This is a genomic window from Klebsiella pneumoniae (assembly GCF_000742135.1).
Classification (GTDB): domain Bacteria; phylum Pseudomonadota; class Gammaproteobacteria; order Enterobacterales; family Enterobacteriaceae; genus Klebsiella; species Klebsiella pneumoniae.
Window position 1 is genome coordinate 2,220,694 of sequence record NZ_KN046818.1, and the last position, 15,558, is coordinate 2,236,251.

Annotated in this window: 23 protein-coding genes; 12 read left to right on the forward strand and 11 right to left on the reverse strand. The window is 54.4% G+C overall.

Annotated elements, in window-relative coordinates; translation table 11 throughout:
• Window positions 1-32 precede the first annotated feature (32 nt).
• Window positions 33-302 carry a DUF1161 domain-containing protein gene (locus DR88_RS14930; protein WP_002903714.1) on the reverse strand — a complete coding sequence of 90 codons (270 nt, stop codon included), beginning with the start codon at window positions 300-302 and terminating at the stop codon, window positions 33-35.
• A gap of 101 nt (window positions 303-403) precedes the next feature.
• Here DR88_RS14930 and DR88_RS14925 point away from each other — a divergent pair, with 101 nt between their 5' ends.
• Window positions 404-1,114, forward strand: coding sequence for a YnfC family lipoprotein (locus tag DR88_RS14925; RefSeq protein WP_004183934.1), 711 nt, complete (start codon window positions 404-406; stop codon window positions 1,112-1,114).
• Here the strand turns inward: DR88_RS14925 and speG are convergent.
• Window positions 1,108-1,668: a spermidine N1-acetyltransferase gene (speG, locus tag DR88_RS14920; RefSeq protein WP_025862255.1), complete on the reverse strand. Its 561-nt coding sequence runs from the start codon at window positions 1,666-1,668 to the stop codon at window positions 1,108-1,110. The genes DR88_RS14925 and speG overlap by 7 nt on opposite strands.
• 78 nt (window positions 1,669-1,746) lie before the next feature.
• A complete protein-coding gene (locus DR88_RS14915) occupies window positions 1,747-2,088 on the reverse strand; it encodes a DUF1283 family protein (protein WP_025862254.1) in 342 nt (113 codons plus the stop codon).
• A gap of 108 nt (window positions 2,089-2,196) precedes the next feature.
• Between DR88_RS14915 and DR88_RS14910 the strand changes: the two genes are divergently transcribed.
• From DR88_RS14910 to DR88_RS14900, 3 genes are all read left to right on the forward strand, one after another.
• A complete protein-coding gene (locus DR88_RS14910; protein WP_072143281.1) occupies window positions 2,197-2,559 on the forward strand; it encodes a YnfA family protein in 363 nt (120 codons plus the stop codon).
• Window positions 2,560-2,672: 113 nt separating this feature from the next.
• The gene (locus DR88_RS14905; protein WP_004148309.1) at window positions 2,673-3,956 is read left to right on the forward strand and encodes an MFS transporter; all 1,284 of its coding nucleotides are present in this window, start codon (window positions 2,673-2,675) and stop codon (window positions 3,954-3,956) included.
• 253 nt (window positions 3,957-4,209) lie between these two features.
• Window positions 4,210-5,673, forward strand: a complete 1,464-nt coding sequence (locus DR88_RS14900; RefSeq protein WP_032443874.1) for a mannitol dehydrogenase family protein — start codon at window positions 4,210-4,212, stop codon at window positions 5,671-5,673.
• 195 nt (window positions 5,674-5,868) lie between these two features.
• Here the strand turns inward: DR88_RS14900 and DR88_RS0125715 are convergent.
• Window positions 5,869-6,566, reverse strand: a protein-coding gene (locus DR88_RS0125715) for an IS1 family transposase (RefSeq protein ID WP_172458414.1) whose coding sequence is annotated in 2 segments (ribosomal slippage) — window positions 5,869-6,317 and window positions 6,317-6,566 — 699 coding nt in all. Because the reading frame shifts where the segments join, the coding sequence is not laid out codon by codon here.
• A gap of 147 nt (window positions 6,567-6,713) precedes the next feature.
• Here DR88_RS0125715 and DR88_RS14895 point away from each other — a divergent pair.
• On the forward strand, window positions 6,714-7,145 hold the full coding sequence (locus DR88_RS14895; RefSeq protein WP_002903728.1) for a universal stress protein: 432 nt from the start codon (window positions 6,714-6,716) through the stop codon (window positions 7,143-7,145).
• 50 nt (window positions 7,146-7,195) lie between these two features.
• Here DR88_RS14895 and DR88_RS14890 read toward each other — a convergent pair whose 3' ends face one another.
• Window positions 7,196-7,882, reverse strand: coding sequence for a GntR family transcriptional regulator (locus DR88_RS14890; RefSeq protein WP_002903730.1), 687 nt, complete (start codon window positions 7,880-7,882; stop codon window positions 7,196-7,198).
• Between the two features lie 91 nt (window positions 7,883-7,973).
• Window positions 7,974-8,723, reverse strand: a complete 750-nt coding sequence (gene ydfG, locus DR88_RS14885) for a bifunctional NADP-dependent 3-hydroxy acid dehydrogenase/3-hydroxypropionate dehydrogenase YdfG (protein WP_002903733.1) — start codon at window positions 8,721-8,723, stop codon at window positions 7,974-7,976.
• Between the two features lie 130 nt (window positions 8,724-8,853).
• Here ydfG and dcp point away from each other — a divergent pair, with 130 nt between their 5' ends.
• The gene (gene dcp / locus DR88_RS14880; protein WP_004148314.1) at window positions 8,854-10,899 is read left to right on the forward strand and encodes a peptidyl-dipeptidase Dcp; all 2,046 of its coding nucleotides are present in this window, start codon (window positions 8,854-8,856) and stop codon (window positions 10,897-10,899) included.
• Between the two features lie 77 nt (window positions 10,900-10,976).
• Here the strand turns inward: dcp and DR88_RS14875 are convergent, their stop codons facing one another.
• Window positions 10,977-11,363, reverse strand: a complete 387-nt coding sequence (locus DR88_RS14875; RefSeq protein WP_004179737.1) for a nuclear transport factor 2 family protein — start codon at window positions 11,361-11,363, stop codon at window positions 10,977-10,979.
• Between the two features lie 99 nt (window positions 11,364-11,462).
• Between DR88_RS14875 and DR88_RS28065 the strand changes: the two genes are divergently transcribed.
• A complete protein-coding gene (locus DR88_RS28065; protein ID WP_223175053.1) occupies window positions 11,463-12,233 on the forward strand; it encodes an AraC family transcriptional regulator in 771 nt (256 codons plus the stop codon).
• Window positions 12,234-12,283: 50 nt separating this feature from the next.
• Here DR88_RS28065 and DR88_RS14870 read toward each other — a convergent pair whose 3' ends face one another.
• Window positions 12,284-12,958 (reverse strand): SOS response-associated peptidase, encoded by a 675-nt coding sequence (locus DR88_RS14870; RefSeq protein WP_032443875.1) that lies wholly within the window; start codon window positions 12,956-12,958, stop codon window positions 12,284-12,286.
• Between the two features lie 171 nt (window positions 12,959-13,129).
• On the opposite strand from DR88_RS14870, the gene DR88_RS30625 reads away from it, so the two are divergent.
• Window positions 13,130-13,258: a hypothetical protein gene (locus tag DR88_RS30625; RefSeq protein ID WP_004219446.1), complete on the forward strand. Its 129-nt coding sequence runs from the start codon at window positions 13,130-13,132 to the stop codon at window positions 13,256-13,258.
• Between the two features lie 54 nt (window positions 13,259-13,312).
• Window positions 13,313-13,435, forward strand: a complete 123-nt coding sequence (locus DR88_RS30630; RefSeq protein ID WP_004143611.1) for a small membrane protein — start codon at window positions 13,313-13,315, stop codon at window positions 13,433-13,435.
• Here the strand turns inward: DR88_RS30630 and DR88_RS14865 are convergent.
• The 3 genes from DR88_RS14865 to DR88_RS31675 all read right to left on the reverse strand — a co-directional run bounded on the left by DR88_RS14865 (window position 13,432) and on the right by DR88_RS31675 (window position 14,573).
• The gene (locus DR88_RS14865) at window positions 13,432-14,067 is read right to left on the reverse strand and encodes a helix-turn-helix transcriptional regulator (RefSeq protein WP_023328604.1); all 636 of its coding nucleotides are present in this window, start codon (window positions 14,065-14,067) and stop codon (window positions 13,432-13,434) included. The two genes, DR88_RS30630 and DR88_RS14865, sit on opposite strands and share 4 nt — an antisense overlap.
• Window positions 14,068-14,134: 67 nt before the next feature.
• Window positions 14,135-14,257: a hypothetical protein gene (locus DR88_RS30635; protein ID WP_004148318.1), complete on the reverse strand. Its 123-nt coding sequence runs from the start codon at window positions 14,255-14,257 to the stop codon at window positions 14,135-14,137.
• Window positions 14,258-14,477: 220 nt separating this feature from the next.
• Window positions 14,478-14,573, reverse strand: a complete 96-nt coding sequence (locus tag DR88_RS31675; protein WP_271229884.1) for a YnaM/YnfT family protein — start codon at window positions 14,571-14,573, stop codon at window positions 14,478-14,480.
• Here DR88_RS31675 and DR88_RS30640 point away from each other — a divergent pair.
• The 3 genes from DR88_RS30640 to DR88_RS14860 all read left to right on the forward strand — a co-directional run bounded on the left by DR88_RS30640 (window position 14,533) and on the right by DR88_RS14860 (window position 15,553).
• A complete protein-coding gene (locus DR88_RS30640) occupies window positions 14,533-14,634 on the forward strand; it encodes a hypothetical protein (protein WP_223174880.1) in 102 nt (33 codons plus the stop codon). The two genes, DR88_RS31675 and DR88_RS30640, sit on opposite strands and share 41 nt — an antisense overlap.
• A 225-nt stretch (window positions 14,635-14,859) precedes the next feature.
• Window positions 14,860-15,057 carry a hypothetical protein gene (locus DR88_RS28075; RefSeq protein WP_071531369.1) on the forward strand — a complete coding sequence of 66 codons (198 nt, stop codon included), beginning with the start codon at window positions 14,860-14,862 and terminating at the stop codon, window positions 15,055-15,057.
• A 22-nt stretch (window positions 15,058-15,079) separates the two neighbouring features.
• Entirely contained in the window at window positions 15,080-15,553 is a 474-nt protein-coding gene (locus DR88_RS14860) for an Hsp20 family protein (protein ID WP_004183942.1), read from the forward strand.
• The last annotated feature ends 5 nt before the right edge of the window (window positions 15,554-15,558 follow it).

The window sequence follows — 15,558 nt, forward strand, 5'->3', positions numbered from 1 at the left end:
GATAAGGTCTTTCATTTGAAACCGAAGAGGGCTTACTGAGCGTCGTTTTCGGCGGGACTGTCGCTGTTACGCGTATAGGTGATTTTGAAGGTGTCGTTGGCGCAATGACCGACCACCTGAACCCCGGGCTGGTCTGCCTGATCGTTTGGCACAATGGCCAGGCTGAAGGCGGTTTCCGGTACGCCATTGTTGATGATCTTCTGCTGGATGTCGCTTTTGACCCGTTCACAGGAGTCGGGAGCCGCCAGTACGGCCGTGGAGCACAGCAGTAGCGCAGCGCCGGTGCAGAGGGATAGCTTCATCTTACGCTCCTTATCGATGTTATCCAGATTTAAGCATAGCAGAACTGGTGTAAACAATTGTATTTGCTAATATGATCGGATGTACACAAAAGGAATCGTCTGTGAAAAGATTGTATTGGCTGATCCCGGCAGCGCTGCTGCTGACGGCATGCGACCGTAAAAGCGCCCCGGACGCCTTCACCCCGGAGATGGCGAGTTTTTCCAATGAGTTTGAGTTTGATCCCCTGCGCGGGCCGGTGAAAGATTTTAGCCAGACGCTGCTGGATGAACACGATGTGGTGGTCAAGAAGGTGAGCGCTCAGCTCTCCAGGGAAGGGTGTTTCGATCTGCTGACCCTGGAAGATGTGGAGAACAAAACCGGCGCCACGCTGCTGCTGGACGCCAACTATTACGTCGACGGGCGCACCCACGAGAAGCGGCTGCGCCTGCAGGGCAAGTGTCAGCTGGCGGAGATGCCTGCCGCCGGGGTGAGTTGGGAGACGGATGATAACGGTTTTATTATCAGCGCACGCGGCAAAGAGACCACCGCCACCTACCGCTATGACAGCGATGGCTATCCGCTGGGAAAAACCACCACCGCCAAAGAGGAGCGATTTACCGTCGCCTCAACGCCGTCAAAGGATCCGCGTAAGAAATTGGACTATACCGCCATCAGCACCTTCAACGATCGCACGCTGGGCACGGTGCGTCAGACCTGCGACTACGACGATCACGACAATCCGCTGAGCTGTGAGCTGCAGGTGATCGATGAAAGCGTCCAGCCGCCGCTGACCCGCCACTACACCATTAAAAACCGTATCGATTATTACTGAGCCGTCGGCTTCAGCAGGGACGGCCCGGTCGTTTTGTGCTCGGCCAGATACTGGTGCTGGAACAGGCACATGCGGATGGTGTTGCGGTACTCGCCGTTAATGAAAAACTCATGGATCAGTTCACCCTCGACCATAAAGCCGAGCTTGCGGTAAATATGGATCGCTTTTTCATTCTCTTTATCAACGATTAAATACAGCTTATACAGATTGAGCACGGTAAAGCCATAGTCCATCGCCAGGCGTGCGGCGCGGGTGGCGAGACCTTTTCCCTGGAAGTCGGGGGAGATGATGATCTGGAACTCGGCCCGGCGGTGCACATGGTTGATTTCAACCAGCTCCACCAGTCCGGCTTTATCGCCATTGCATTCGATGACAAAGCGGCGCTCGCTTTGATCGTGAATATGTTTGTCGTACAGATCGGAGAGCTCAACGAAGGCCTCGTACGGCTCTTCAAACCAGTAGCGCATGACGCTGGCGTTGTTATCGAGCTGGTGGACGAAGCGCAAATCTTCGCGCTCAAGCGGGCGGAGTTTGACGTGTAGCGCGTCGGTCATGGAGATTCCTGTGGTCAAAACGGAAAAGGGATTACAGAAAGGCGGCGCCCGCAGGCGCCAGCGTGGTCAGGGAGCGGCTCAGGGATTGATCGCGCGGCCGGTGCGACGGTCAAGACAGCGCAGGGTGTTTGGCTCCCAGTAGGCATTGACGTTGGCGCTCTTCTGGCAGTTATCCTGCGCGTCGAAAGCGACATCGGCTTTATCCCACTCTTTTTCCGCCCGTTTGTTCACCTTCTGGCGCAGGCTGCGGGTGTCGTTCCATTGCTCTTTTTCCATCGACGCCTGCTGACGGCTCTGCGCGCTGTCGCCAGATTCAATCACCAGCCGGTCGGTGGCGGCATAGGAGCTGGAGGTGTAGACCACAGCGCTTAACACCAGAATGGCGGTCAGGCACCAGCGTTTGTTCAGTGTCATGTTCATCACGATTTCCTTTAAGTGATGGGTTAACCCTCAGGTTCAGTTTACTACAGCTCTTTTGTCGGGCATAGCCGGCAAAACAGCGTGGGGCAGAGGCCATTATCGCGTAGAATGGTTCAACGCTTTGTCTCTTTTACGAATCTTTTAATGCTCAAAACAACGCTGCTGTTCTTTGCTACCGCTCTGTGTGAAATCGTCGGCTGTTATCTACCGTGGCTATGGCTCAAGCGCGGGGCAACGCCGCTGCTGCTGATCCCCACCGCCCTGGCGCTGGCGCTATTCGTCTGGCTCCTGACGCTCCATCCGGCCGCCAGCGGGCGGGTATATGCCGCCTACGGTGGGGTGTACGTTTGTACCGCATTGCTCTGGCTGCGGGTCGTTGATGGGGTCAAATTAACCCATTATGACTGGGCGGGCGCGGCCGTCGCCCTGTGCGGCATGCTAATCATCGTGGCGGGGTGGGGACGGGCCTAAGCTCGTCATGTGTGATCCCTGCCGCTTTTTTCAACCCTAACTCTTGTATGGTAGTCGACCTATTGCCTTACTTATCAGACATCCTATTTCATATGACTCTGTAAGGAACAACGATGGCTATCGAGACTCTTGCCGCCCGGACCGGGGCGACGCCGTTACGCATCCGTCGGGTGCAGAAGATCACCCTGACGCTGCTGTTTATCGCCGGTATCGTCAACTTTCTTGACCGCTCTTCGCTGAGCGTCGCCGGGGAGGCGATACGCGCCGACCTGGGCCTTAGCGCCACCGAGTTCGGGGTGCTGCTCTCCGCCTTTTCGCTCTCTTACGGCTTCGCGCAACTGCCCTCCGGTATTTTGTTGGATCGCCTGGGGCCACGGATTGTGCTGGGCGCCGGGCTGATTTTCTGGTCCGCAATGCAGGCCCTGACCGGGATGGTCAATTCGTTCTCGCATTTTATTCTGCTGCGCATTGGCCTCGGGATCGGCGAAGCGCCGTTTATGCCAGCCGGCGTGAAATCGATCAACGACTGGTATGCGCAAAGAGAGCGCGGCACGGCGGTGGGAATATTCAACTCCTCGACGGTGCTGGGCCAGGCTATCGCCCCGCCGGCCCTGGTCATCATGCAGTTGGCCTGGGGTTGGCGAACGATGTTTGTGGTGATTGGTTTAGCCGGGATCGTGGTCGGCCTGTGCTGGTATGTGGGCTACCGTAACCGTCGGCAGTTTACCCTGCAGGAGGAGGAGCAGCAGTATCTGGCCAGTGAGGAGGCGGCCCGCCCGGCGCTGAAGTTTAGCGAATGGCTGGCTCTGTTTAAACGGCGGACTACCTGGGGGATGATCCTCGGCTTTTCCGGTGTGAACTACACCGGCTGGCTGTATATCGCCTGGTTACCCGGCTATTTGCAGGCGCAGCAGGGGTTAAGCCTGGCCCGTACCGGCTGGGTGGCGGCGATCCCGTTTCTTGCCGCGGCGGGGGGGATGTGGGTCAACGGCCTGGTGGTCGATGCCCTGGCGCGCAGAGGCTACGATCAGGCGAAAACCCGCAAAACGGCGATTGTTATCGGTCTGGTGCTGTCGGCGCTGGGCACCTTGCTGGTGGTGCAATCGTCCACGCCAGCCCAGGCGGTGGCTTTTATCTCCATGGCGCTGTTTTGCGTTCATTTTGCCGGGACGTCCGCCTGGGGGCTGGTGCAGGTAATGGTGGCGGAGCATAAAGTGGCTTCGGTGGCGGCGATCCAGAACTTCGGCAGCTTTGTGTTTGCCTCCTTCGCGCCGATCGTGACCGGCTGGGTAGTGGATACGACTCACTCTTTCAATCTGGCGCTGGTGATCGCCGCCGGGGTGACCTTTGCCGGGGCGCTGTGCTACTTCTTTATCGTCAAAACTCGCATCGATTAACAACGCTCGGCGATTCGTCAACAGCAGGCCCGCAGGGACGCGCGGCCGCCATGTTCTTCTCCTGCGCTATCCTGTCACTGCGGCGATTGCAGCCACGTGCCCCGTGCTTTATCAGGCGAGATCTTCTTGTATGGTAGTTGATAGAAATCAAAGATGTTATACCAATTGCGTGAGATGGTTGAGGCACAAAGGCATTCTCCTCGAGAGTTCTCCCCGAGAATGGTTGATGGGCTACATAACAACGAGAGTCATCATGGAAAACACCCTCTTAACCGCTAACGCCACGCTGCCGACCTACGATCGCAGCGCACTGATCCCCCGTATCGTTCATCTTGGTTTTGGCGCGTTTCATCGCGCTCATCAGGCTGTGTATGCCGATATACTGGCCAGCGAGCACGGCAGCGACTGGGGCTACACCGAAGTTAATCTGATTGGCGGCGAGCAGCAGATCGCCGATCTCCAGCAGCAGGATCTGCTGTATACCGTCGCCGAAATGTCCGCCGACGCCTGGACCGCGCGCGTGGTTGGTGTGGTGAAGCAGGCGCTGCACGCCGGGGTTGATGGTCTCGAAGCGGTGCTGGCGGCGATGTGCCAGCCACAGGTGGCCATTGTCTCCCTGACGATTACTGAGAAAGGCTATTGCCATTCGCCAGCCAGCGGCGAACTGCAGCTCGATCACCCGCTGATCGCCGCCGATCTGCATAACCCGCACCAGCCAAAATCGGCGGCGGGGGTAGTGGTGGAGGCCTTATCTCGCCGCCGGGCGGCCGGCCTGCCTGCTTTTACCGTGATGTCCTGCGATAACATGCAGGAAAATGGTCACGTGATGCGCAACGTCGTCTGCGCCTACGCCCGGGCTTTAGACGAGGATCTTGCCGCATGGATAGAGCAGAATGTCACCTTTCCGTCGACGATGGTGGACCGGATTGTCCCGGCGGTGACTGCCGAAACCCTCGATAAAATTACCCAGCTGACCGGGGTGCGCGACCCGGCCGGGGTGGCCTGCGAACCTTTCCGTCAGTGGGTGATTGAGGATAACTTTGTTGCCGGACGTCCGCAGTGGGAGAAAGCGGGAGCGGAACTGGTCGCCGACGTGGTGCCTTTCGAAGAGATGAAGCTGAGAATGCTCAATGGTAGCCATTCGTTCCTCGCTTATCTCGGCTATCTGGCCGGTTATCAGCATATCAACGACTGTATGCAGGACGATAACTACCGTCGCGCGGCGCTGTCGTTGATGCTGGACGAACAGGCACCAACGCTGAAGGTGCAGGGGGTGGATCTGTCACGCTATGCCAGTTTGCTGATTGACCGTTACTGCAATCCGGCGCTGAAGCACCGCACCTGGCAGATAGCCATGGACGGCAGCCAGAAGTTGCCCCAGCGCATGCTGGACTCCATACGCTGGCATCTGGTGCATCAGCGTGATTTTACACTGCTGGCGCTGGGCGTGGCAGGGTGGATGCGTTACGTTGGCGGCGTTGACGATGCGGGCCAGGCAATCGAGATATGCGACCCGTTGTTGCCGGTTATCCAGCAAGCGGTGGCTGCCAGCGCCGATGGCGAAGCGCGAGTCAAAGCGCTGCTGGGTATTGAGGCTATTTTCGGCGTCGAACTGCCGCAGGAGTCACGCTTTGTCACGGCGGTGACCCGCGCCTACTTAGCGCTGCAGCGGCAGGGGGCTAAAGCTACCGTCGCCGCGTGGGCCGCCGCGCAATAATCTTTTTCCGGTGTCGGTCCCGGGGTCGACACCGGCTCTTCAGTTATTTCTACGATACTCCGCTGATGTCTATTTTTTGCTAGCGATCGGTTTTAGCAGACGCAGAATATGATCGAACGCAATGTCTATACATAACTCTATATTTCCCTGATTTACTAAAGATAATTAGCTGTTATTTTTGGTAATGACTCCAACTTACTGATAGTGTTTTATGTTCAGATAATGCCCGATGACCTTGTCATGCAGCTCCACCGATTTTGAGAACGACAGTGACTTCCGTCCCAGCCTTGCCAGATGTTGTCTCAGATTCAGGTTATGTCGCTCAATGCGCTGAGTGTAACGCTTGCTGATAACGTGCAGCTTTCCCTTCAGGCGTGATTCATAAAGCGGCCAGCCATCCGTCATCCATACCACCACATCAAATACCGACAGCAGCTCCAGAAGACGCTCCAGTGTGGCCAGAGTACGCTCACCAAAGACGTGTGCCACCACCGTCCTGCGCATCCTGTCATAGGCGTAAAATAACCAGCGCTGACGTGATTTAGCCCCGACGTAGCCCCACTGTTCGTCCATTTCCGCGCAGACAATGACGTCACTGCCCGGTTGTATGCGCGATGTTACCGGCTCCGGCCTGAGTTTTTTAAGTGCCGTAAAATCGTGTTGAGGCCAACGCCCATAATGCGGGCACTGGCACGGCACCCAACCCCATTCATAGCCATATCAATGATTTTCTGATGTGTACCGGGTTGAGAGACGGTGTAAGTGAAGCTGATTTGCCATGTTTTACGGCAGTGAGAGCAGAGATAGCGCTGATGTCCGGCAGTGCTTTTACCGTTACGCACGACGCCTTCGGTAGCTGAACAAGTGGGACATCTGATGGAAATGGAAGCCACGCAAGCACCTTAAAATCACCATCATACACTAAATCAGTAAGTTGGTAGCATTACCTTATTTTTCCGAACAATGGCTGGTATTTCACCGCAATAATGGCATAGTTAAGTTATTGAAAAAGAACTTTCTCTGCAAAAGGAGTACGGGCCATGTATAAAAAAATTTTATTGCCTGTTGATGTCTTTGAAATGGATTTAAGCGATAAAGCGGTGCGTCACGCGGAATTTCTCGCTTCGGCCGAAAATGGCGAGATCACCTTGCTCAACGTTCTGCCGAACAGCAGCCGTTCGCTATTGCGCGGTTTTACGGCGGATATTCGTAAGTTTGAAGCCTATATGAAAGAAGAGTCGGAGAAAAAAATGCGCGAGGTGGCGCGACTGTTCGCCATCCCCATGACGCGGATCCATACCCGCGTAGTCTTTGGCAACGTGCGTGACGAAATTCTGGCTATCAGTAACAACGAAGAGTTCGATGTCATTGTGATTGGTTCCCGCAAACCGGGGATCTCCACCCATCTACTGGGCTCCAACGCCGAGTCAATTCTGCGCTACGCCAAAACGCCGGTATTGGTCGTTAGATAATCCCTTCAATGAGGACGGCTGCGTCGGCCATGCCGGCAGCCGTCTGACTCTTATTCTTCACTAAACCAGTCGCGGTTCTCCTGGCGAATCAGCAGTACGGATTCGCTGATTTCATGCAAATGGATACTCATGGCTTTTTCTACCGCCTCGGCATCGCGTTTTTCCAGCGCGGTGAAAATCTCATGATGCTGGCGCAGAAGCATCTCAGGAGAGGTGACATGGTCCAGACTCATATAGCGGACGCGATCGATGGCGGCTTTAATATTTTCCACTGTCTCCCAGGCCAGCTGACAGTCGGCGATAATCGACAGCTTCTGGTGAAATTCATCATCGAGCAGGAAAAAGTCGTTTAACTGCTGCCGATCAACGGCAATACGCTGCTGGTGAAGATTCTGTTCCAGCTGATAAAGTTGCTCTTCGTTAATCATGCCGGCGGCACGGCGAACCACCGCGCACTCAATCGCCTGGCGGACGAAGCAACCATTACGCACCTGCGACAATGAGATTTTATTGACGTAGCTACCGCGCTGGGGACGAATCTGGATAAGTCCGTTTTCCGCCAGCTTAATGAAGGCTTCGCGCACCGGCTGACGAGACACCGCAAAACGCACGGAGACTTCTTTCTCCGACAGCGGTGTACCCGGCGGGATCAGGCAGTGAACGATATCCCGGCGGAGGATGCGATAAATTTGCTGATTGACGGGTTGCGTCGGATTCAGTTGCGATTCTGCGGCCATTGATGGTTACTTTTTAGGGGGTTATGCGCACTATTTTACGCGTTTTTTGCGTTTCCGCCCATACCCGGCCCGCAGGCCGGGTGGCTGACGGTTAGCCCTGACGGTGAACGCTGAGTCCGGCAAAGCTCTGACTCACCGGCATCATCTCCAGGGTGTTGATGTTGACATGTTTCGGCAGGGTGGCGACCCACCAGACCGCCTCGGTCACATCTTCCGGCGTTAGCGCTTGGGTATTTTCGTAAGCTTTTTCGGCTTTAGCGTCATCGCCCTTAAAGCGGACGTTAGAAAACTCGGTGCCGCCCACCAGACCCGGCTCGATGTCGGTCACGCGCACCGCGGTGCCGTGCAGGTCGGTACGAAGATTGAGGCTAAACTGACGGACAAAGGCTTTGGTCGCCCCATAGACGTTTCCGCCGGCGTAAGGCCAGCTGCCTGCCGTAGAGCCGATATTGATGATATGGCCGCGATTGCGCTCAACCATCCCCGGCAGCACGGCGCGGGTCATGTACACCAGCCCTTTATTATTGGTGTCGATCATATCTTCCCAGTCTTCCACACTGGCGCGGTGCGCCGGCTCCAGACCAAGCGCCAGGCCGGCGTTGTTCACCAGCACATCGATAGCCTGCCACTCGGCGGGCAGGTCAGCAATCAGCGTCTCAATGGCGGCGCGGTTGCGGACGTCAAGTTGCGCGATATAAAGGTTATCGCCCAGCTCGTCTTTCAGCGTCTTCAGGCGCTCTTCACGACGACCGGTGGCAATCACTTTATGACCGTTAGCGATAAAACGGCGAGTAATACTTTCACCAAAACCGGCGGTGGCGCCGGTGACCATGATAATCATCTTACTGTTCCTCAACGCTTTTTGTGTTTTCATACCATAGCACGCACAGGCGGCGACCGGTAACGGAAATCATTGCGACCCCTTAAGGAGAGGCCTAATCTTACAGCATTAGCCTGTACAGGAGAGAAAGATGTCCGAACGAAACCCCTTTTTTAGCGTCAGTACGTTGCCTTACCAGGCGCCGCCGTTCGATGTGATTGACGACAGCCACTATCGCCCGGCGTTTGATGAGGGCGTCCGGCAGCAGCGGGCCGAAATTCGCGCTATTATCGACAATCCGCAGCCGGCCAGTTTCGCCAACACGCTCGAGGCGCTGGAGCAGAGTGGTCAGCTGCTGGCGCGGGTGACGCGGGTCTTTTTCGCCATGGCTGGCGCCCATACCAATCCTTATATTCAATCACTGGATGAACAATTTTCCGCCGAACTCGCCGAGCTGGGGAATGACATCTGGCTTAATGCGGCCTTGTTTCAGCGCGTGAACAGCGTCTACGAGCAGCGCGACGCGCTGGCGCTGGACAGCGAGTCCTATCGTCTCCTGACCCTGACGTGGCAACGTTTTGTTCACGCCGGGGCGACGCTGGCTCCCGAGCAGCAGGCGGCGCTGCGCACACTGAACACCGAAGCGGCTACGCTGCAAAGTCAGTTCCAGCAGCGACTGCTGGGAGCGGCAAAAAGCGGCGGCCTGGTGGTTGATTACCGGCATCAACTGGCTGGCCTGAGCGATGAGGAGATAGCGGCGGCGGCTGACGCAGCGCGTGAAAGAGGGCTTAGCGACCGCTGGTTGCTGACGCTGACCAATACCACCCAGCAGCCGCAGCTGCTTGCGCTGCGCGACCGGCAAACGCGGGAGAATCTCTTCGCCGCCGGCTGGACCCGCAATCAGCAGGGCGATGAGCATGATACGCGTGACCTGGTACTGCGGCTGGCGGCGATCCGCGCGCAGCAGGCTGAGCTGTTGGGAGCCGCTGATTACGCCAGCTGGGCGCTGACCGATCAAATGGCGGCTTCCCCGGCGGAGGCATTGGGCTTTATGCGCCGGATAGCGCCGGCGGCGCGGGCGAGGGCGGAACGAGAGCTGGCGGACATCCAGCAGGTGATCGACAACGAAGGCGGGGGTTTTCGCGCGACGGCATGGGACTGGCTTTACTACAGCGAGCAGGTGCGGCGGGCTGCCTATGCCATTGATGACGCGCAGCTCAAACCCTATTTTGCCCTCGAGCGGGTGCTGCACGACGGCGTCTTCTGGACGGCAACGCAGCTCTTTGGGCTGCGCTTTGTTGAGCGCTTTGATATACCGGTCTATCACCCGGATGTGCGGGTCTGGGAGATCTTCGATCACAACGGCGAAGGGATGGCGCTGTTTTACGGTGACTACTACGCTCGTGACTCAAAGAGCGGCGGCGCATGGATGGATGTGTTTGTCGAACAGTCGACTCTGCGCGCGCAGCGCCCGGTTATCTACAATGTCTGCAACTACGTCCGCCCGCAGGCAGGGCAAAGCGCGCTGCTGTCGTGGGATGAGGTGATCACCCTGTTTCATGAGTTCGGCCATACCCTGCATGGGCTGTTCGCCAGCCAGCGCTACGCCAGTCTCTCGGGGACCAATACGCCGCGCGATTTTGTCGAATTTCCTTCGCAGATCTTCGAACACTGGGCCAGCCAGCCGCAGGTGTTTGCCCACTACGCGAAGCACTACCAGTCCGGGGAGCCGATGCCGCAGGCGCTACGCGACAATATGTTGCGTGCGGCAACCTTCAATAAAGGGTATGACATGAGCGAGCTGTTGGCTGCTGCGTTACTCGATATGCGGTGGCATAGCCTGTCGACCTCGGCATTACCGGAGGAGGTGGACGCGTTTGAGCAGCTGGTGCTTCGGGAAGAGAACCTGGATCTGGCGGCGGTCCCCCCGCGCTATCGCAGCAGCTATTTCTCCCATATCTTTGGCGGCGGCTATGCGGCAGGCTATTACGCCTATCTGTGGACCCAGATGCTGGCCGACGACGGCTATCAGTGGTTCGTGGAGCACGGCGGTTTGACCCGTGAGAACGGTCAGCGTTTCCGTGAGGCGATTTTATCACGCGGGAACAGCACTGATTTAGCTGAACTGTATCGCCAGTGGCGCGGACACGATCCGCAGATTGAGCCGATGCTGAAAAATCGCGGGTTGAGTGCGTAGGGCAATTTTAGTCTGACAAGATAACCGGGCGCGCTGCCCGGTTTTTTGTCTGATCTAGTCGTAACCTTATATTTCTTTTACCTCACGCTGCCTAAATCTTTATCGCTCTCTCTCCCTTTAAGCATTAGCGTGGCTTCTTCGATACGAATGAAGCGCCCGGAATCATCTATTTCAGCGAACATATAAACTTCCATGTCCACCTCTTCTCCGCTGCGCCTGGTGCACAGAACGCGATGCCTTGTGGCATAAAGATTCCCGTTACGAAGTTCGTCATGTAACTCAATTTTAGCGAAGGCGATAATTTCCCGGAGTCTACGCGCATGCTGAGCAAAGCCATCTAATCCTTCCCACTTGTTATCAGTACGCTGCCGATAACCGGGACTAAAATAACGACTGAGTATCCGATCCAGTGGTATCTGTTGGTGGTTGATAATGTCATCCAATACCCTAGTAATAGTAATCATTTTGATGGTTAGTCCTCTGTGAAAGTGATGAATACTTTACAATCGACTAACTGGCTTCAGTACGGTATAAAAGACATTAAACGCCTCAAACACGCCAATATGCATGATCCATTGATTCCATTCGAACCGGTATTTTCACCCCAGGGACCCACTTTACTCGTCGCGGTACGTCAGTCTGAGGTAATACGGGAGACTCCACGCCACCATCACAGCTGTGGGCAGTTAATCGGTGCCATACGTGGGCTACTTACGGTCGATGGCGGTGATTGTCGCTGGGTGGTACCGGCAACACATGCCGTCTGGATACCGCCAGGTGTTCCGCACGGCCTGCGCTCGCACGGTCCATATTCAGGATGGAGTGTTTATGTTTCTGCCAAAGCCTGTGGCGAGCTACCTGATAAGCCATCTGTTCTCTCAATGACAAATCTGCTGCGTGAAGCGATAACGCGAGCGGCTGCATGGCAAGGTGTAGAGCTTACTGCGTCCCAAAAACGTTTAGCTGGCGTTATTCTTGATGAAATTGGTTCCCTTCCCAGGGTTAATCTTGGGCTTCCAATGCCGCAAGATAGCCGATTGCTCAGAATCGCGCAGGCGCTGTCAGCAAACCCGGACGACGGGCGCAGGTTGGAAGAATGGGCAGCCTGGGCCGGCATGTCATCACGCACGCTCACGCGACGATTCCGAGCCGAAACGGGTTTTAGCTTCAATGAATGGCGACAGCGGATACGCTTACTCAGGGCTCTTGAGCTACTGGCTGCCGGCAAGCCAGTGACGGCGATAGCGCTGGATCTGGGATATGACAATGTGAGTGCCTTCATAGCCTTGTTCCGTCGGATGTTCGGCACTACTCCAGGGCGGTATAAACTTTAATTATCTGTTCACTGAATATGATGCGTTATCCGCCGCTTTGATTACGTTTGTCATGGGCTGAGAGGGGCAAGTAATTCGGGCCCCTGATTTTTCACATTGCCGACCGCCCGCGTTACCGGGTGCCAGGTAAAATCGTCGGCGGAAACGGCTCCGTCGCTGGCTATCTCCGCCGCTTCCGCGCCGGTGACATCCTGCCTCATCCATTCCCGGGCGGCTTCAGGCGCCAGGACCAACGGCCGACGGTCATGAATATCGACAAGACCGCAATCGGCGGCGGCCGTCACGATCAAGAATCCTTCGGCATGGTCCCCACGTTCGAACGGAGTCCGACCAATCGCGGCCATAAAAATTGGCTGGCCATCCTTACGCTGGATAAAGTATGGCTGCTTTGTATTTCCTTCCTTTTTCCACTCAAACCAGCCGTCGGCGAAGCAGATCGCCCGTCCGTGCTCCCACAGCGGCTTGAACATCCTGCTGGAGGCTGCAGTCTCAACCCGGGCATTAATCAGCGGCGGTTTATCCCACCATCCTGGCGCATAGCCCCAGTAAACGGCATCGAGATGGAGTTGCTCATCGCGTTCATTGAGGAGTAAAACTTTTGTCCCGGGCGCGACGTTATAGCGCCCGATAGGCGCCGGGTCCCAGGCAATATCTCGTTCGGCCGCTTCAACGAGATGCGCCAGGTATTCCTCCCGGCTTTGCGCTTGCGCAAAACGTCCGCACATAGCCACCTCCAGCGTGATGTCTGACTAACAGTATAGATCAGCTGCAAAACGGTGTTTTCACCTGCCCAAATACCACGCTCCTTCCACGTTAGTAGACCATTATTTCAGGCCGTCATCTTGCCTGACGTCGCGACAGTACAGGCTGGGCGTTAGGCCTGGCATCGTCCGTTTATGCTTCATCGTTATTACCCTAACGCCTGTCTGATAAAGGAAATCGTTTTTACTCTTTTTATTATCTTTCAGAATTATCGCACGGAGTTTTACCTTTGTCTGAAATGGTTGTCGCTGGGTTGTATTTGAAAACATCCATCCCTTATTATTTAAAAAGTCATCTTTATCTTTTAAAAGGTTGTTATGAGTAACTTACTATTATTAGTCCTGGCGGTGGTGTTATTGTTTACATCTTTGTTTTTTGGCTTGTCCTATGTTAGAGAAAGAAGAAAAATGAAGATGCGCTTTAATAAATTCCGACGCTAACCGATCCTTCCTGCGGAAAGCGCAAGAGCAACAGATGAGAATCTCGTTAACTCTTGTTTGGTAGCTATTTGGAATTTTTTCATAATATTGATTTTGTGAGAGAAGATCGTCTTATGACTGATGCCCAGTTTTTGCGCTATCTGCTGATTGTTCATTCCCGTTCTGATCGCATCGATAATATAAAGTTGTGATTTGGTCAAGGTTAACCGAGGGCATTTGACACAGCGTCTGCTGTCTTTTTCCAGCCCACCGCAACTAGATGTTGTCGACTCCGTCAGACGTTTTGCAATCTGATTTTTTACGCGGCGCAAGTCGCTGTTCATGCTGATAAAAGTGGCATCGCGTAGACAAAGTGGTAACTGTTCAACCTGCAAAGCGCTGTCGGTGGCGACGAAAATAAAAATAGACGTGTGCGGAGGAAGTTTTTTGAAAAACGGGTGGCATAGATAATGTTCACCAGCGGCCATTTCTGTGAACAGCATATCAATCGGACCTAATATATCTGTGGAACAGTCCACAACGGAATACGGTTCACGGATGTGTTCTTCCTTCGCGATCTCGCTAAGCAGTTCGCAAATTCCGCGATTAAGAAATATATTTTCAGTGTTAATTAAAATATCAGGCATAGTCATGGCGATCGTGAAAGTTGTCATGCATTTAAAGTGGAGAACATTAAATGCGTATGCCTTTAGGATATTTCTAATAATCAACAAATGCAATAAGTCTAATTTTGGACTTTGAGCTGGCGAGTAAAATTAATGGTATATTAATCAATGGCTTATTTTTTAGCGTTGCGCGGACATGACCGCTAATTTGGCACAAACTGCTTAAATTGCTTATATTGCATGCGTTAATTCTGGTCTCAAATATATTAATCAGAATGACTTATTCACTGTATGAATTGCTTTTTCAAAAATATCTTTTGCAGGCGCGGGTCCTTGAGGAGATTGCGCCTGAGCGAAACCTGGGGGTGGTCATTGATAAAAAGGGGCGGGGTAGACCCGCCGCTGCGGAGGGTGAACAGCAACGGCGTACAACAGAATCAGTTATCGGGATTGTTGGAAATGCTTTTCCACACCATTCCCAGGCCGATCAACATCGACGCGAAGAGGGCGAACAGGGTGGTTGAGATAAAAATGCTGGTCATGGCGGTGCCTCAGAAAGTGCGTATGCAGATCATTAGGCACGGTGTCGGATGAAAGGTTCCTTACCCGGCCGGGTATATTTTCACCAGCGGCGTCCGGTTGACGGCAACAAGGCGAATGCCACGTCGAAGCGCCGCTGTTGGCAAGGGGACCCTGACAGGCAGCCGTGTTGCTAAACGCACTGTTCATGGGGAGAATACACGACGGCAAAGGGGGAGCGATTCGGACGTTGACATCCCCTTAAACAAGTTATATATACATGTCGCTTCTGTTTATTGAATGTTAAACAGCATCAGTTATGGGACTCAGAAGCGCCACAGCCCCCGCCGTCGGGCGGGGGTAACTTCGCCACCGGCATGCTTATTTTTAACTGAGGCTGGCGAAGAAAAATTTTTTATTTCGGGTCTTGAAAAACGCGCCTTAGATATTATTTTATATAGCGGACAAGCAATGCTTGCCTTTATGTTGAGCTTTTGAATGGATATTCAGGAGGTTAATTATGGCACTCAAAACCTTGTCAGCACTCCCGGTATTTGCTGATTCTCTTTTTGCCGATCGCTTTAATCGTATTGACCGTCTTTTCAGCCAGTTAACGGGCGATACGCCGGTGGGCACTTTACCGGCTTATGATTTACAGAAAGTCGACGACAGCAATTTCCTGCTCAGCGTCAGCGTGCCTGGCTGGAAAGATGATGAGCTGGAAATAGAAACCGTAGGGGGGAATCTGCATATTTCCGGGAAACGCCAGGAAACCGATTCCTCGACAGACAGCGGTGAACGCTGGATTTATAAAGGTATCCGCCGCGCTAATTTCCAGCTCAGTTTCTCTCTTCCTGAACACGCCCAAATTAATCAGGCGCAGCTGGATAGCGGCATCTTAAAAATAGCCATCCACCAGGAAATCCCAGAGAGCGAAAAGCCACGTAAAATTGCGATCGAGAATCAGGGGCGCGTGATAGAACATAAAGTTTGATTCAC

Excerpts from the sequence above, each read along its gene's own strand:
- DR88_RS14930 (WP_002903714.1), bottom strand. The coding sequence starts at position 302 with ATGAAGCTATCCCTCTGCACCGGCGCTGCGCTACTGCTGTGCTCCACG.
- speG (WP_025862255.1), bottom strand. The coding sequence starts at position 1,668 with ATGACCGACGCGCTACACGTCAAACTCCGCCCGCTTGAGCGCGAAGAT.
- DR88_RS14915 (WP_025862254.1), bottom strand. The coding sequence starts at position 2,088 with ATGAACATGACACTGAACAAACGCTGGTGCCTGACCGCCATTCTGGTG.
- DR88_RS14910 (WP_072143281.1), top strand. The coding sequence starts at position 2,197 with ATGGTTCAACGCTTTGTCTCTTTTACGAATCTTTTAATGCTCAAAACA.
- DR88_RS14905 (WP_004148309.1), top strand. The coding sequence starts at position 2,673 with ATGGCTATCGAGACTCTTGCCGCCCGGACCGGGGCGACGCCGTTACGC.
- DR88_RS14900 (WP_032443874.1), top strand. The coding sequence starts at position 4,210 with ATGGAAAACACCCTCTTAACCGCTAACGCCACGCTGCCGACCTACGAT.
- DR88_RS14895 (WP_002903728.1), top strand. The coding sequence starts at position 6,714 with ATGTATAAAAAAATTTTATTGCCTGTTGATGTCTTTGAAATGGATTTA.
- DR88_RS14890 (WP_002903730.1), bottom strand. The coding sequence starts at position 7,882 with ATGGCCGCAGAATCGCAACTGAATCCGACGCAACCCGTCAATCAGCAA.
- ydfG (WP_002903733.1), bottom strand. The coding sequence starts at position 8,723 with ATGATTATCATGGTCACCGGCGCCACCGCCGGTTTTGGTGAAAGTATT.
- dcp (WP_004148314.1), top strand. The coding sequence starts at position 8,854 with ATGTCCGAACGAAACCCCTTTTTTAGCGTCAGTACGTTGCCTTACCAG.
- DR88_RS14875 (WP_004179737.1), bottom strand. The coding sequence starts at position 11,363 with ATGATTACTATTACTAGGGTATTGGATGACATTATCAACCACCAACAG.
- DR88_RS28065 (WP_223175053.1), top strand. The coding sequence starts at position 11,463 with ATGCATGATCCATTGATTCCATTCGAACCGGTATTTTCACCCCAGGGA.
- DR88_RS14870 (WP_032443875.1), bottom strand. The coding sequence starts at position 12,958 with ATGTGCGGACGTTTTGCGCAAGCGCAAAGCCGGGAGGAATACCTGGCG.
- DR88_RS30625 (WP_004219446.1), top strand. The coding sequence starts at position 13,130 with ATGCTTCATCGTTATTACCCTAACGCCTGTCTGATAAAGGAAATCGTT.
- DR88_RS30630 (WP_004143611.1), top strand. The coding sequence starts at position 13,313 with ATGAGTAACTTACTATTATTAGTCCTGGCGGTGGTGTTATTGTTTACA.
- DR88_RS14865 (WP_023328604.1), bottom strand. The coding sequence starts at position 14,067 with ATGACTATGCCTGATATTTTAATTAACACTGAAAATATATTTCTTAAT.
- DR88_RS28075 (WP_071531369.1), top strand. The coding sequence starts at position 14,860 with ATGTTAAACAGCATCAGTTATGGGACTCAGAAGCGCCACAGCCCCCGC.
- DR88_RS14860 (WP_004183942.1), top strand. The coding sequence starts at position 15,080 with ATGGCACTCAAAACCTTGTCAGCACTCCCGGTATTTGCTGATTCTCTT.